Origin of the sequence: Hyalangium minutum, from assembly GCF_000737315.1 — a bacterium.
In the GTDB taxonomy this organism is placed as follows: Bacteria; Myxococcota; Myxococcia; order Myxococcales; family Myxococcaceae; genus Hyalangium; species Hyalangium minutum.
Genome location: NZ_JMCB01000005.1, coordinates 87,352 through 102,639, shown reverse-complemented (window position 1 = coordinate 102,639; position 15,288 = coordinate 87,352). Strand labels below are relative to the sequence as shown.

Annotated in this window: 10 protein-coding genes; 8 read left to right on the top strand and 2 right to left on the bottom strand. The window is 68.5% G+C overall.

The genetic code is table 11. The features are described 5' to 3' along the window. The first annotated feature begins 46 nt into the window (after positions 1–46). From DB31_RS13985 to DB31_RS13960, 6 genes are all read left to right on the top strand, one after another. On the top strand, positions 47–295 hold the full coding sequence (locus DB31_RS13985; RefSeq protein ID WP_044187517.1) for a hypothetical protein: 249 nt from the start codon (positions 47–49) through the stop codon (positions 293–295). Next, on the top strand, positions 292–657 hold the full coding sequence (locus DB31_RS13980; protein WP_240486686.1) for a ComEA family DNA-binding protein: 366 nt from the start codon (positions 292–294) through the stop codon (positions 655–657). Before DB31_RS13985 ends, DB31_RS13980 begins: the two co-directional genes overlap by 4 nt. 154 nt (positions 658–811) lie before the next feature. Next, positions 812–1,951 (top strand): sensor histidine kinase, encoded by a 1,140-nt coding sequence (locus DB31_RS13975; protein ID WP_044187514.1) that lies wholly within the window; start codon positions 812–814, stop codon positions 1,949–1,951. A gap of 292 nt (positions 1,952–2,243) precedes the next feature. Continuing rightward, entirely contained in the window at positions 2,244–2,762 is a 519-nt protein-coding gene (locus tag DB31_RS13970) for a MarR family winged helix-turn-helix transcriptional regulator (protein ID WP_240486714.1), read from the top strand. A 154-nt stretch (positions 2,763–2,916) separates the two neighbouring features. After that, entirely contained in the window at positions 2,917–6,060 is a 3,144-nt protein-coding gene (locus DB31_RS13965) for a DUF4175 family protein (protein WP_205628508.1), read from the top strand. Continuing rightward, a complete protein-coding gene (locus DB31_RS13960) occupies positions 6,057–7,808 on the top strand; it encodes a peptidase MA family metallohydrolase (protein ID WP_157231978.1) in 1,752 nt (583 codons plus the stop codon). Before DB31_RS13965 ends, DB31_RS13960 begins: the two co-directional genes overlap by 4 nt. Positions 7,809–7,811: 3 nt before the next feature. Here the strand turns inward: DB31_RS13960 and fliB are convergent, their stop codons facing one another. Together fliB and pulA are read right to left on the bottom strand one after the other, a co-directional pair. Then, complete coding sequence (gene fliB / locus DB31_RS13955; protein WP_044187509.1) at positions 7,812–9,104, bottom strand: flagellin lysine-N-methylase; 1,293 nt, start codon at positions 9,102–9,104, stop codon at positions 7,812–7,814. Positions 9,105–9,241: 137 nt separating this feature from the next. Then, the gene (gene pulA / locus DB31_RS13950) at positions 9,242–12,694 is read right to left on the bottom strand and encodes a pullulanase-type alpha-1,6-glucosidase (RefSeq protein WP_044187505.1); all 3,453 of its coding nucleotides are present in this window, start codon (positions 12,692–12,694) and stop codon (positions 9,242–9,244) included. A gap of 349 nt (positions 12,695–13,043) precedes the next feature. Here pulA and DB31_RS13945 point away from each other — a divergent pair, with 349 nt between their 5' ends. Together DB31_RS13945 and DB31_RS13940 are read left to right on the top strand one after the other, a co-directional pair. Continuing rightward, positions 13,044–13,481, top strand: coding sequence for a hypothetical protein (locus DB31_RS13945; protein ID WP_044187503.1), 438 nt, complete (start codon positions 13,044–13,046; stop codon positions 13,479–13,481). A 389-nt stretch (positions 13,482–13,870) separates the two neighbouring features. After that, complete coding sequence (locus DB31_RS13940; protein WP_240486684.1) at positions 13,871–15,274, top strand: alpha-amylase family glycosyl hydrolase; 1,404 nt, start codon at positions 13,871–13,873, stop codon at positions 15,272–15,274. The last annotated feature ends 14 nt before the right edge of the window (positions 15,275–15,288 follow it).

The following is a 15,288-nucleotide window of genomic DNA, read 5'->3' as shown; positions in this document are numbered from 1 at the left end:
CCCACGCCATGGGTGGCGCGGGAGTGTGAAGGAGCGAGGTAGGACGATGCTGACGGCAGGAAAGAGGTTGGCGGTGTTCTCCATTCGGGAGGGCAAGGGCGGGAGCATCTGGGTGCGTGCGGGGAGCGCCTTCGTGAACAAGGACGGCTCGCTGAACGTGCTGCTGGATGTGCTGCCCCTGGACGGGAAGCTGCACGTGCGCGAGGCCGCGGACAAGCGGGACGGCGCTCAGGCCAGCGGGCGCTTCGGGTCGGAGGCGGGGCTCGAGCCGGCGCTGATGGAGGGCCACTCGTGAGCGGGCGTGCGGTGCTGGGGATGGGGGTGATGATGGTGCTCGGGCTCGTGCTGCTGGGGCCTGGGGTGGCGGAGGCAGGGCGGCGCCGCACGCAGATGCAGTACTCCGGCGTGGTGAACCTCAACGAGGCCACACCGGAGGAGCTGGACCGGCTGCCGGGCGTGGGGAGGAAGGCGGTGGACCGCATCCTCGATCACCGGGAGAAGCACCCCTTCAAGCGCGTTGAGGAATTGGTGCGCGTGAAGGGCTTCGGGAAGAAGAAGTTCCAGAAGCTCAAGCCGTACCTGACGCTCACGGGCGCGACGACGCTCCAGGAGGAGAAGCGCAGCGCCTCGGATGCTCCGGCCAAGCCGAAGCACTGAGACCCCGAGCCGTAGGCCGCTCCGGTGCTGTCCTGGCCGGAGCGGCTCTTTTTCGACAGCGGCTCACCCTCACGACCGCTGATCCGCCAGAAACGCGGCGGTATATTGTCCTCGACCTCCGCGCTGATACACGGAGGATGTGCGAGGTTCGTGAATGGGTGGTGGCCAGCCGTTGCGCCTGCTCCTCATCGAAGACTCCGAGGATGATGAGCTCCTGCTGCTCTCGGAACTTCGGAGCTGTGGCTATGAGCCATCCCTTACCCGCGTCGAATCGCTCGAGGAGATTGAGCGCGCCCTGAATGAAGGACCGTGGGACGCGATCATCTCCGACTATGTCCTCCCGGGCTTCAACGGGCTGGCGGCGCTTCCGCTCGTGAAGGAGCGCGGGCTCGACCTGCCCTTCCTCATCGTGTCCGGCGCTGTGGGCGAGGACACCGCCGTGGAAGCCATGAAGAGCGGCGTCCATGACTTCCTCTTCAAGGATCGGCTGGCGCGCCTGGGCCCCGCCCTGGCCCGCGAGCTGCGCGAGGCCGAGGTCCGCGCCGAGCGCCGCCGGATGCAGGAGCGGCTCCTGCTCTCGGACCGGCTCGCAGCGCTGGGCCTGCTCGCCGCGGGCGTGGCCCACGAGATCAACAACCCGCTCTCCTCGCTGATGATGAACCTGGACTTCACCCTGAACTCCGCCCGCGAGCGGTCCCTGCAGGAGGATGACGTCCAGGCCCTGCGCAACGCCTCCGAGTGCGCCCAGCACATCCAGGAGATCATCCGCGACATCAAGGTCTTCGCCCGGCCCGAGGCCCAGCCGCTCGGTCCCACGGATCTGCACCGCGTGCTGGACTCCGCCCTCCGCATGGCGTGGAACCAGGTCTTCCCCCGCGCCCAGCTCATCAAGGACTACGGCGAGGCCTCCACCGTCCACGGCAGCGAGGCCCGACTGGCGCAGATCTTCCTCAACCTCGTCATCAATGCCGCGCAGGCCCTCCCTGAAGGCAGCAGCCACGAGCACGCCATCCACGTCGTCACCCGGCGCTCCCTGCCCGACACCGTGCGCGTGGAGATCCGCGACACCGGGCCTGGAATCCCTGCGGAGCTGCACGAGCGCATCTTCGAGCCGTTCTTCACCACCAAGCCCCTGGGCGAGGGCACCGGGCTGGGACTCTTCATCTGCCGCCGCCTCGTGACCGAGATGGGCGGCCGCATCGGCGTGGAGAGCCAACCCGGCCAGGGCACCCGCTTCTGGGTCCACCTCCGCGCCGCAGCCACGCCCTCCCCCGCTCAATCGGCCAGCGCCTGAACCCCTGGAAACTCCAGGGGTTGCCCGCTCCCCCTCCCGCCAGGCAAGGTTCTCTCACCTGTGACACAATGCGGCACACTGCCTCACAGGGAGACATCAGGGGTAGCATGCGGGCCCACGGCCAGCCGCCCCCCCAGGTGGCACGGCTGGCTGCCTCCTGGCTGGCCCTTCTTGGGGGCCCAAGTACTCCTCCGCTGTGGAAACTGTGGAAGAGCGCTAGAACTGTGGGGTGGGCGACTTGGAGGCGAAGTTGAAAGAGACCGTGGACGAGCTAGAGCAAGAAACACCCCCATTGGCGACACAGCCGGAGAAGGCACGGGGACCCCAGCTGGGTGAGGTTCTCGAGTTCATGCGCCTGCTGTGGGCTGTGGATCATGGCCTCCAGTCCACGTCCAAGCGCATGGAGTCCGCGCTCGGTATCACCGGCCCGCAGCGCCTGGTGCTGCGCCTCGTGGGCCGCTTCCCGGGCATCACTGCCGGCAACCTCGCGCAGATCCTCCATGTGCACCCCAGCACCCTCACCGGCGTGCTCAAGCGCCTGGAGAAGCGCGGCCTGCTGGAGCGCAAGTCGGATCCGCTCGATGGGCGCAAGGCGCTGTTCGCCCTCACCGATGCGGGACGGACCCTGGACGTGCCCTCGACAGGGACGGTGGAGGCCGCCGTGCAGCGGGCGCTCTCCAAGATGACCCGCACGCGCATCACCCATACCCAGGACGTCCTCACCGCGCTGGCCGAAGAGCTGGGGGGAATCCCCACCGCGGCCGACCCGCCGACGGATGAAGCGGCCCGGCGCTCGACTGACGCCCGCTGAACGCTCGCTCTCCCGGCCATCCGCCGCCGGACAGAGCCCTCCTCCTCCCTGGCCCCGCCGCCCCAAAGGGACGCGCGCGCGGGAGGAGGTTGCTACAGAATTGGGAAATAGGCGGCCCACCCGCGGGTTGCCTCGCCACTGAGCGGACGAGATTGTGAACCTCGAAACCCCGCAGCCCCCAGACTCGGAGCTTCCCCCTCCCCCTCCGCCTCCTCCGGCGCCCGCCGCCGAGGCCCGGCCGCGTCCACGCGCCCGCCAGGTGGAGGCCCTGCTCGCTGCCGTGCGCGCCCGCCAGCGGCGCCAGCTCTGGCTCGAGGGCGGCATGCTCGGCGCCATGGCCTTGCTGCTGCTCGGCCTGGGCGGCGGCTTCCTCGGGCTCGTGGCTCCCGCGCTCGGCCGGTGGGTGCTGATCCTCGCCCCGCTGGTGGGCATCGGCGTGGCTTGTGCGCTGGGCATCCTCCTGTCCCGGAAGATGGTGGGCGATGACGTCCGCACCGCGCGGCTCATCGGCGAGCGCAAGCCCGAGCTGTCCCTGGATGTGCTCGCCGCGGTGGAGCTGTCGCGCGAGGCCGGTGCGGCGCAGCACTCGCACAGCCTCGTCGCCGCGTTCCTCGGACAGATGGACTGGCGGGCCCAGTACGTGGATCCGGCCACCATCGTGGATGGCCAGCGCGTGCGGCGGCTGGCGCAGGTGCTGGGCGCGCTGGTGCTCGCGGTGGCGGTGACACTGGTGCTGTCCGGCGGCCGCTGGCGCGCGGGCGTGGCCAAGGCGTGGGAGACCAGCGCCGTGGCCCAGTCCACCGCCAAGGCCGAGCCCATCACCGGAGACATCGAGCTGACGTACCGTTACCCGGCCTACACGGGGCTCGCCCCGCGCACGGTGGCGGGCACCAACGGAGAGATCAGCGCGCCCGCGGGCACCGAGGTGCTCCTCAAGACGCGCTCGGACCGGGAAGTCGAGCAGGCCGAGATCATCGTCAACGGCGAGCCCCTGCCCCTCAAGGTGGAGGGCCGCCGAGAGCTGAGCGGCTCCTTCGTGACGAAGAAGAGCGGCACCTACCGCTTCGCCTTCTCCACGGAGAAGGGAGAGAAGGCGGACGTCATCGGGCCGGAGATCACCCTCAATGTGGAGGCGGATGCGCCGCCCCAGGCCACGCTGCTGTCGCCCGCCACGGAGCTGGAGGTGGATCCGGGCCAGCAGGTGGTCCTCAAGTACGAGGCCACGGATGACTACGGCCTGAGCGAGCTGGCACTGGTGTTCCGCACGCCGGGCTCGCAGCAGGAGACGCGCGTGCCGCTGCCGCGCGAGGACGGCCGCCGCAACAAGGGCACGTACACGTGGGACCTGAGCCGCTTCCCCCTGAAGCCCGGCGACCGCATCACCTACAACATCGAGGCCCGGGACAATGACGCGGTGGAGGGCCCCAAGAAGGGCCTGAGCCGCACCCAGGTGCTGCGCATCTACAGCGCCGCCGAGCACCGCCGCGCCGCGCTCCAGAAGGCCGAGGCACTCTGGGGCCGGCTGGTGGATCACCTCGCGGACCGGCTGGAGGGCTCGGACACCGCCAAGGAGAAGACGGCGGAGAGCGTCACCTCCGGGCAGGCCGTGGACACCAGTGGCCAGCAGCTCGTCGCGGACATGCGCGCTCTGGCCCAGGAGCTGGCGCGCGAGCGGGATGTGCCCAGAGACCTTGTGGGCGCGCTGCTGAACATCGCGGATGGGCTGGGCCGCAAGCTGTCGGCCACCGCGGACTTCCGGCGCCTGTACCTGCGCACCCAGCGGCTGCGCGGCGAGGACTGGGGCACGGGCACCCGGCTCACGGCTGCGGTGAACGACGAGATTGCCGAGACGGAGAAGGACGTCCTCTATCTGGAGTCCCTGCTGGACCGGCAGAAGCTCGAGGCGCTGCAGGAGATGGCCAAGGAGCTGGCGGAGCAGCGCAGGGATCTGGCCTCGCTCATCGAGCAGTACAAGGCCACGCCCAGCGACGCGGCCCGGCAGCAGATCCTCGAGCAGATTACGCAGCTGCGCCAACGCATCAACGAGCTGATGCAGCGCATGGCCGAGCTGCGCAAGGGCATCCGCGACGAGCACTTCAACGCCGAGGCCATGGCCGAGATGATGAAGGACCAGGACGTCTCCAGCGGCTTGGACGAGGTGGAGAAGCTGATGCGCGAGGGCAAGGCGGACGAGGCGCTTGCCAAGCTCCAGGAGCTCTCCATGCAGATGGACAAGATGATGGAGAACCTGAACAAGGCGCAGGGCGAGCTGGGCGGCGAGCAGTACCCAGAGCTGGCGCAGAAGTTCGGCGACTTCATGAAGGACCTGGACAAGACGCTCCAGGAGCAGCAGCAGGTGGCGGACGCCACCAAGGCCCTGCGCGACCAGGCGCGCTCGCAGAACCGGGAGCGCTTGAGCGAGAAGGGCAAGGCCCTCAAGGACGAGCTGATGCGCCAGGTGCAGCAGGTGCAGAAGGACTACCAGGAGCTCAAGCCGGAGCAGCTCAACAGCCGCGCGGCGGCCCCTCTGGCCGAGGCCCAGTCCGAGCTGGAGAACCTGGAGAACGCCCTCAAGGCGGACGCGTATGACCTCGCGTCCGATGCGGCCCAGCGCACCCAGGACATGGCCGATCAGCTCTCCGCCATGGGCGAGCACCAGCGCAAGCTGGACGAGATGTTCGGCAACCCGGAGGAGGTGCGCGAGCAGTCGGCGCAGCTGGCCCAGAAGCTCCAGAAGGACGCGAAGACGATGCAGGAGGTCAGCCAGAAGCTCCAGTCGCTCTTCCCGGAGCCGGGCTCGCAGCTCAGCCCGCAGGAGCGCCAGCAACTGCAGAAGCTCTCCGAGCAGCAGCAGCAGCTGGAGCAGCGCGCCCAGGGCCTGCGCCAGCAGATGGAGGAGATGCAGCAGCTGGCGCCGGTGTTCGGCCAGGAGTCCGGCAACCAGATGGACGAGGTGGGCCAGCGCATGGGCGAGGCCGCGCAGCGCATGGGCGGCCAGGATCCGGGCCGTGGCTACGGGCAGCAGCAGATGGCGCTCGAGGGCCTCAAGCGCTTCCAGCAGCAGATGAAGGAGAGCCAGAAGGGCCAGGGCCAGGGCGGCCTGCCGCTGCCGATGGGCATGGGCGGCCGGCGCGATGGCAATGGCATGGATCCACGCGAGAAGGTCGAGCTGCCGGATGAGGACGCCTTCCAGGCGCCCAAGGAGTTCCGCAAGGACCTGCTGGACGCGATGAAGCAGGGCGCTCCGGAGCGTTACAAGGAGCAGGTGAAGCGCTACTACGAGGAGCTGGTGAAGTGAGCCGCCGTCATCCGCGGAACGCACTGCTGACGCTCGGGCTGCTGTCGCTGCTGGTGACGGCCGCGCCGGCCCGCGCCCAGGACGAGGATGTCCGCAGCGAGGCCAAGGCCCGCCTGGCGGAGCTGGAGGCCGGCATCGACGGGTGGGATCTGGTGTCCGCCCGGCGTGCGCTGGTGGAGCTGGAGAAGATCGTGCCGGAGGGCAGCGAGGCGCTGATCTACTACCAGGGCCGGCTCGCCTTCGAGGAGGGCCGCTACTCCGAGGCGGTGGACCTGCTGACAAAAGCCGGCGTGGAGGACAAGCCGAGCAGCTACCTCCGGCTGGCCAAGGACACCGCCAACATCACCAAGCGCCACCAGAGGGTGGAGAGCGAGCACTTCATCTTCCTGTACCCGGCGGGCAAGGAAGAGGTTCTGGTGCCCTACGCGATGGAGACGCTGGAGGCCATCTACCGGGCCATGCAGGAGGACCTGGGGTGGACGCCACCGGGCGGCAAGGTGCGCGTGGAGGTGGTGAACAACGCGCGCGAGCTGTCGAAGATCAGCACGCTCTCGTACGAGCAGATCCAGACGACGGGCACCATCGCCATGTGCAAGTTCAACAAGCTCATGGTGACGAGCCCCAAGGCGGTGGCGCGCGGCTACGACTGGCAGGACACGCTGGCGCACGAGTACGTGCACCTCGTCATCAGCCAGAGCAGCCGCAACAACGTGCCCATCTGGCTGCACGAGGGCATGGCCAAGTTCCTCGAGTCCCGCTGGCGTGGCCAAGGCGGGCTGGGGCTGAACCCCTCCGCGCTGGCGCTGCTGGGGCGCCGGATGAAGGCCAACACGCTGGTGCCTTTCGAGAAGATGCACCCGTCCATCGCCATGCTGCCCACGGCGGAGGACGCGGGCCTGGCGTTCGCCGAGGTCTTCTACGTGGTGGACTACGTGCTGGCCACGAAGGGCACGGCGGGCCTGCGCACCATCATCCAGGAGCTGCGCAACGGGCAGACGGACAAGAAGGCGGTGGAGGCGGCGGTAGGCATGCCCTTCGGCCTCTTCGAGAAGGCCTGGCTGGCCCACATCAAGAAGCAGCCGTTCCCCAAGGAGCTGCTGCCGCAACAAGAGGTGGTCCTCAAGGAGGACGCCAAGGGCCAGGACAAGGACGACGCGAAGAAGGGCCGGGAGATCTCCTTCGGAGACTTCGCGGAGGTACAGGAGATTCCGGCGCGCAAGCTGGCGCACCTGGGCGAGCTGCTGCGCGAGCGCAACCGGGTGAAGGCCGCGGCGGCGGAGTACTCGAAGGCCTACACCATGGTGGGCGACAAGTACGAGTCCATCTCGAACAAGTATGCGCTGACGCTGCTGGAGCTGCGGCGGCTGGACGAGGCCGAGGCGGTGCTGCGCGGCTCGCTGCGGGTGTACCCGGGCCTGCCGGGCACCAACGTGCACCTGGGCCGCATCCTCTTGTTCCGCAAGGACTGGCTGAAGGCGAAGGTCGCGTACATGGAGGCGCTGTCCACGAACCCGTTCGACCCCGAGGTCCACATCGCGCTCACGAAGATTCACCATGAGCTGGGCGAGACGGCGCTCAAGGAGCGGACCGTGAAAGCGGCCGCGCTGCTCACGGGCATGAGCGAGCCGGGTGTCGAGAACACCGCGTGGAAGTTCATGCGCGACCCGAAGGAGCTGTCCGGCGCGAACGTCCCCGAACCCCAGGCGGACACGCCCGACGCGGGGACACCGAAGGACGGCGGGAAGTAGCGCTCAGCAGAACTGGGCAAAGATGAGCGTCTTGCCCAGCGTCTCCGCCCCACCCGCGCCCGCGAGCTGCCGCACGAGCGCGAGCACATCCGGCGCCTGCTCTACGTGGCGGGCGACGAGGTAGAAGCAATCGATGGCCGCCCGATCCAGCACGGCCTGAGCGTCTTCGGGAGCAGCGCCCTGCTCCATCGCGCAGAGGGCAGCCACGTCTGGGTGCCCCACCAACGCCAGCCGCAGCGTCGCCACACGCATCACCAGACGGAACACATATGCGAGCAGGCTCGGCAGTTCCAGGAAGGGAGAGCGGAGCCACTGCGCAAGGCCGTAGTTGAGGAAGTACTGCTCGACCCGGGCCCCATGCGCCGCCTGCAGCTGCTGCCAGCGCGCGGAGTACTCGCGCCAGGCGCCCTCCGAATCGCCCTCGGCCTGCTCGGAGCCCCAGAGGGACTTCAGTACACTGTGGACGAAGGGTCCGAAGCGGTCGCCGCGGGCCACGGAGGCCCGAGACTTCAGCAATGAGGCCAGCAGCCCGGCACACGGTGCTCCCGGCACCTGCAGCGACAGGAACTCCTGATGCATCGCCTCCAGCGCTTCGGGAGAGTCGACGGACTGGAGCAGGACCTGCACCACCTCGTCCCGCTCCGCCTCGGTGCCCGAGACAGGCTCCGCGCCCCGGAAGACGGAGTCCAAGCGGAACGCCAGCTGGCCCAGGAACATGAGCCGCGTGGCGAGCGGAAACTCCCGCCGGTGCAGGAGCTTCAGCGCGGCGGCGCGAATGGCCTGGGCGTGAACGACATAAGCATCCCCGGACTCACCCGGAAGCGATCGGGCCGCCTCCAAGCGCGGCACCTGCTCCAGCGGTCCGGGAACCTGCTCCAGCGCGCCTTCCTCCAGGAGCAGGAGCCGCGCCATCTCCGGACACGCCAGTGAGCCCGCCACCTCCACCTGCTCATTCCACCGCCAGACGATGCGCGGGAAGGTGACGCAAGGATCCGGGAGGACCTTCTCTCCATGCCGGCGCTGGAGGGAGCAGAGCTTCTCGGTGTCGAGGAACGGGCAGCGCCCATCTGGCTGCATCTTGATGAACGCTCGCTCGGAGGGAGGGCCCTCGGGGTTCTCCTCCAGGAGCGACTCTACGTGCGCCTCGTCCGGGCTCCCCTTCACACCGGTGCGCAGCTGCCACAGGCGCTCCTCCGTCACGGGGACACGGAGCCCCACGCAGCACGTGTCCTCGCAGCGATCAGCGAGGCAGCGAAAGTCCAACACTCTCTTCGCGAAGCGGGGGGACGCGTCCATGCGGTAGAGGTCTCGAGGCCGGGGAGTCACCGGACGATAGCGCGTCCGCGTCTCACCCGCCCACCCAGCCACCCTGGCCGCTCACAACACTGGCGCCCTGCCCTGCGTGCGAGCAGGGCGCCAGCCGAGGGTGAAGCTTACGACTCGCGGCGGCGCGACCGCCGCAGCGCGCTCAGGCCGAGCAGCAGGCCGAAGGCGCTGAACGCCGCGCTCCCGCCACCCGAGCAGCCACAGCTGTCATCGGTGCCAGTGTCCCCAGGGCCCTTGGGAATGGGCGCGGCCCGCTTGGCCATGAACACCGCCGTGGTGCGCGCCGGCACGGTGAACGTGCCGGAGCTGGCCTCGAACGAGGACGTACGGGCTGCGGCGTCAGCGGACTCCTTGAGCACCGGGTGCAGCTCGAACGCCACATCCTTGAAGGTGTCCGACGCGAAGCGCTGCTGCTCATCGCTCGCGTTGAAGAGCACCACCGCGTCGGTGGTTGCTCCTGCCAGCGCGTACCGGTCGTCCTCAATGTGCATCACGATGAGGCCGGGGATCTGGTTCGGCCCGGTGTTCTCGAACGTCACCTGCTGCTGGATCTCCGCGCCCGTCCGGAGCCGGAACAGCGGGGAGCTCTTGCGGATGCGGATGACCTCCAGGAAGTGAGCCAGGGCGCTGGAGATGTGCGCCGGCGACGCCTTGAGCGCCGGATCGCCGAGCAGCTCCTTCATCACCGGCCAGTTGCTCTGGTTGTCACCGGCCGGAGGCAGGCCCACGCCCCAGTTGTTGGACTGGTAGGTCCAGTCGATCTTGTTGAACCAGTCGCCCGAGTTGAAGCTGTTGCGGTCCAGCGACTTGGAGCGGAGGATCTCGTCGCCCGCGTGGAAGAACGGGATGCCCTGGCCCAGCGCCACCAGGCTGATGCCCATGTTGTGCATGCGCACCCGCACTTCCATGCTCGCGTTGCGCGGGGCCTTCATCTGCACCGCGTCGAACAACGTCTCGTTGTCGTGGGCGGACACGTAGGTGATGACCTCCTGCGGATCCAGCGTGTAGCCCGCGGGGTCACCGCCGTACTTCACATCCGAGCCCTTCACCTTGGCGCCCTGCACGTCGGTGAACGTGTAGTCCCGGAGGTTGCCCGCCAGCCCCACGCGGATGCGGTCCATGTGCTGCAGCAGCAGCGTCTTCTGCTGGTCCGCCGTGCCCTGGTGGGTGCTGTTCGGTTCATAGAAGAGGCCGCTGATGAAGCCCTGCTCCTGCAGCCCGCTGAACGGGCCACCGCCGCGCGCCGCATCGCGGAGCCGATCGCTGAAGGTGCCAATGCCCGTGCCGGGCATGTTGAGCTGCGTGGCGTTCACGCCGCGGGCGTTGTTGGCCACCTCGCCGAAGTTCCAGCCCTCGCCGTAGACGTAGATGGCCTTGCCGTCCACGCCGTCCCTGGCCACGGTGAGCGAATCCAGCGCCGCGCGCACCTTGAGCATGTTGGACTTCATGTGGTGGCCCATCAGGTCGAAGCGGAAGCCGTCCACCTTGTACTGCTTGGCCCAGGTCACCAGCGAGTCCACCATGAGCTTCTCCATCATGGCGTTCTCGGTGGCGGTGTTCTGGCAGCACGTGGAGGTCTCCACGTTCCCGTCGCCGTTGAGCCGGTGGTAGTAGCCGGGGACGATCCGATCCAGCACCGACTTCGAGTCCTGCCCGGCCGAGTTGGTGTGGTTGTAGACCACGTCCATCACCACGCGCAGGCCGCGCTGGTTGACGGCCTGCACCATCTCGCGGAACTCGAGGATGCGGGTGGTGCCGTCCGGGTGGGTCGAGTAGCTGCCCTCGGGAACGGTGTAGTGATACGGGTCATAGCCCCAGTTGAAGCCGTCCGCGTCCTTCACCGCGGCCACCGCGGCCTGCTGCTGCTCCGAGTCCGGCGGCATCGACGCCAGGTCTCCGGCCGGCAGGGCCTGCTCGGCGCGGTTCTCGTTGATGGTGGCGATGTCGAACACCGGCAGCAGGTGCACGTGCGTCACGCCCGCGTCGGCCAGCTTCTTCAGGTGCTTGGTGCCGTTGGAGTCGTGGGTGAACGCCTTGAAGGTGCCCCGGTCCGCCTCCGGAACGGTGCCGTCGTTGATGCTGAAGTCGCGCACGTGCAGCTCGTACAGGACGATGTCCTCGGGGGCCGCCAGCGTGGGCTTCTCCAGCGCGCTCCAGTCCGTGGGGGCCAGGGCCGCGGCATTCAGGTCGATGATCTGGCTGCGCGCGCTGTTGGTGGAGAGGCTCACCGAGTACGGATCCGTGACGCGGTTGACCTTCACCGCCTGCTCCTTGCGGACGTAGACCTCCACCTCATAGAGGTAGTACTTGCCCGTCCACGCGGCGGTGCCGGTGGCGGACCACACGCCTTTGTCTCCCGCCTCCATCGCGATCGTCTCGGACGGATCCGCTGCGGTGGACGAGTCGAAGATCAGCAGCGACACCTTGCGCGCCGTGGGAGCCCAGACGCGCAGCGTAGGCACCCCCGCGTCAAACGTCGGCCCCAGCGTCCCCGTGTACGTGTAAAGCGCGTCGAGCGCGCCCGCGAGCTGCACAGAGGTGGCATCCAGCACCTTGCCCGCGCTCGAGCTGACCGACACGACAAGCTGCCCCTTGAGGAGCGCCGCCACCTTGGACTGCTCCCCTGAGGGGATCTTCAGCGCCAGGGCCGTGGCCAGGTGCGGGAAGCGCGCCTTGAGCGCGTCGCTCAGGCCCGCCGTGTCCTGCGTGAGCATGATGGCGGTACCACCCTGGATGCCCGTGTCCGTCAGGCGCATGGCACCCTCCGGCTCGGAGTGCAGCCGGAAGACCGCGTCCGTGGGGATCGTCTCGGCCTGCGGGCTCCACGCCAGCGTGTCCGGAGCCACCCAGTGCGCCCGCGCCAGGAGGATGTCACCTGATGCCGCGTTCGCCGGGCGAATCGTTGCCTTCTTGCTCGTGGAGTTCCAGGAGAACACCACCTCCTCGCCGGCCTGGGTCACGGTGAATCCGATGTTGGGACCGTTTCGGACGCCATTCTGGCCATAGTTCTCGTCCCAGCTCTCGTTGATGGCCACCTTGCCCTCATACGAGCCGGGCGGAATGGCCGTGGTCGTCAGCGTGAAGGTGCCGTCCCCATCTGGGTCCTGGAGCCAGGACTTGAGGCAGTCCGGCTGCCAGTCGCCATTGTTGTCGGGAGGCAGCAGGGGACAGCCCAGCTCTCCTTGGAAGTTGCCAGGAGCCACTGCGATCGTCGCCACGTTGTCGCGGACGTAGTGGGTGTTGGGGTCATAGTAGAACTTCACCGTCCCGGCGGCGGCCTTCGTGAGCGTCAGCTCCGCCGAGGGGTACGTCTCCGTCAGCGCGCCGTCGAGGGCGACCTTGTAGTGCCAGGTACCAGCCGGGACCGCGAAGCTGCCCTGCCATACGCCGTCGGCCTGCTCGAGCGTGAGCTGGGTCGCGGCACACGTGGGATCATTGTTGGCCGTACATCCGGCTTGGCTCTGGAAGTCACCGATGACGGTCACGGAGTTGGGAGCTGCCACGGCGGTCAGCGGAGCAGCGGCGGTGGCCAGCAGCGCGCTCAGCGCCAGCGGGCGCACCCGTAACGGGAAACGAAATGGAACTCTCAGGACACACCTCCAAGGGTTGAAGAACGGCACCAGCGATGAGCGCTGGCACGTGTGACTCGCGACGAAGAAGCAAGAGGCCTGGCCCGGCGCGAAGCGTGCGCAGACTAGCAGGGCTGGGTGAGCAAGCGTCCAGACTGGCTCCCGCTGTGCCCTCCTCGTAAGGGAGCAGACAGTGCGGATTGCCAGCAGAACCTGGGAAACCCTGGGATTGCGCTCGCCTGCCCCTCAGGGAGCGGAGCCGGGCTTGCGAGGTGCCGAGTGGCGTCGCCACCCTGCCCGTGGATGGGCGGAGCGTTCCGCCGAACGGGGGTGACCACGCATGAAGACCTGGATCATGGGAGCGGCGGCGTTGGGAGCGGCGTGCTTGTGGGGGTGCGCGACGGGCACAACCGTGGGGGGCTACTCCTCGGAGGCCTCTCCGCCCACGCGCGTGGCCCAAAACCCGGACATCGCCCGGGGTGACACCGGCCCGCTCATCCGAGGCACTGTAGTGGCCGACTACCGCGACACGCTGATCGTCCGCGATGACAAGGGCTTCGAGCGCTCCATGCGCGTCGACGAGCAGACGATGTACAAGGATCGCAACGGAGACCTCGTGGCCCGCGAGTACCTGGCGCCGGGCGCCCAGGTGCGCACCTCGTTCGACTACAACAACCAGGAGCGCATCGCGCGCGAGGTCGTCATCGACAACGACCAGACCCAGTGCCAGCCGAACGCCTGGCCCGAGGAGCCCTCGCCCTACCGCCAAAACCCATGAGGTAGGCACTTTCTGGCCCACGGACGAAGTCACCTCTGCCCGATACGCACCGCGTCAGACTCTGGGTGGTAGCGCCGTTTCACTCGGAAATATCGACGCGGCGCATCATTCCGAACGCGCTGGGGAACGTGACCAAAGAGGTCTGCTGGGGGGGGCGACAGACAGTTCACCTCTCCAGCATTCTGTGAAACAGTCGCGCCGCGATGCAGGACCCCCAGCCCCGCAGCCAAGCTCTTGTGCGCTTGCGTCATGCAACGGTGCCGCTGCTTTTCGCGCTTCACCTGCTGAGTTGCGCACACACTGCTCCACAGCCCGAGGCTGGGCCCACCCCCGCGAGCCCCCCCACCGCAGCCGCCCCGCAGCCCCCCGCTCCGCCCGCCGCGCCCAAAGTGGCACCGCGCCCCTGGGCGGACGAGATCCTCTACTTCGTCGTCGTCGATCGCTTCGCCGACGGAGATGCCGCCAACAACACGGCGGTGGACGTGGCCGCGCAAGGCGCCTTCCACGGTGGAGACCTGAAGGGCCTGCGCCAGCAGCTGGACGAGCTGAGCTCGCTGGGCGTGACAGCGCTGTGGATCACTCCGGTGGTGAAGAACATCGACAGCTTCGTCACCGGCGCGGGCTTCCCGGACTGGGGCTACCACGGCTACTGGGCGGATGACTTCCACCAGCTGGATCCGCGCATCGGCACCGAGGAAGACCTGCGCGCGCTGGTGGACGACGCGCACCGCCGGGGCATCCGCGTGCTGCTGGACGTGGTCTACAACCACCCGGGCTACAACTCGCACTACGTCACGAAGCCCGAGACGAAGAACTGGCTGCGCTCGGAGGAGCGGGGCACCTGCGGCCAGGACGACGTGACGAGCTGCGTCTCCGGCCTGCCGGACTTCAAGACAGAGCTGCCCGAGGTGGCCAAGTACCTGCTGGACGCGCAGCTGGACTGGGCCAAGCGCTCCGGGGTGGACGGCTTCCGGCTGGACACGGTGAAGCACGTGGATCACCCCTTCTGGAAGGAGCACCGCCGCCGCCTGCGCGAAGAGGTGAGCAAGGACTTCTTCCTGCTGGGCGAGGTATGGGGTGGCGACGCGGAGTCGCTGGACCCGTGGTTCGCCGGGGACGAGATGGACGCCGGCTTCGACTTCGGCTTCCAGGGCAGCACGCTCGCCTTCGTGCAGGGCCGCGGCCGCACCATCGCCTTCGACAAGTACCTCAAGTCACGCGCCAAGGTGCGCCCCGGCTACCTGCTGGCCCACTTCCTGTCCTCGCATGACGTGACGGGCGCACTGCACCAGCTCGAGGGCGACGTGAAGCGCTTCCGCCTCGCGGTGGTGCTGCAGCTCACCACCTCCGGCATCCCCACCCTCTATTACGGCGAGGAGGTCGCCCGCCCCGGCGGCGACTGGCCCGCGAACCGCAGCGACATGCCGTGGGGCTCGCGCGACGTGAGGCCCGGCGCCGGCAAGCCGCGCGACGAGGACCTGCGCAAGCTCTACCAGAAGCTCACCTCCATCCGCCGCGCGCACGTGGCGCTCTCGCGGGGGACGCACCAGGGGCTCTCCACCGACGGAGACCTCTATGTCTTCCTGCGGCACGAGGCGGGCTCGGGCGACGCGGTGATCGTGGCGATCAACCGCGGCGCGCAGCCAGCGAAGGTGTCGCTGCCCTGGCCCGAGGCGTGGGGCAGGACGGCGGCGGAAGACGTGTTGAACGGGGGCCGGCTGGAAGGCCCCTCCCTGGAGCTCACGGTGGAGCCGCTCGGGGCACGCATCCTGGGAAGAATCCAAACCCAATAACCCTGAAGTTCAGG

Excerpts from the sequence above, each read along its gene's own strand:
- DB31_RS13985 (WP_044187517.1), top strand. The coding sequence starts at position 47 with ATGCTGACGGCAGGAAAGAGGTTGGCGGTGTTCTCCATTCGGGAGGGC.
- DB31_RS13975 (WP_044187514.1), top strand. The coding sequence starts at position 812 with ATGGGTGGTGGCCAGCCGTTGCGCCTGCTCCTCATCGAAGACTCCGAG.
- fliB (WP_044187509.1), bottom strand. The coding sequence starts at position 9,104 with ATGGACGCGTCCCCCCGCTTCGCGAAGAGAGTGTTGGACTTTCGCTGC.
- DB31_RS13945 (WP_044187503.1), top strand. The coding sequence starts at position 13,044 with ATGAAGACCTGGATCATGGGAGCGGCGGCGTTGGGAGCGGCGTGCTTG.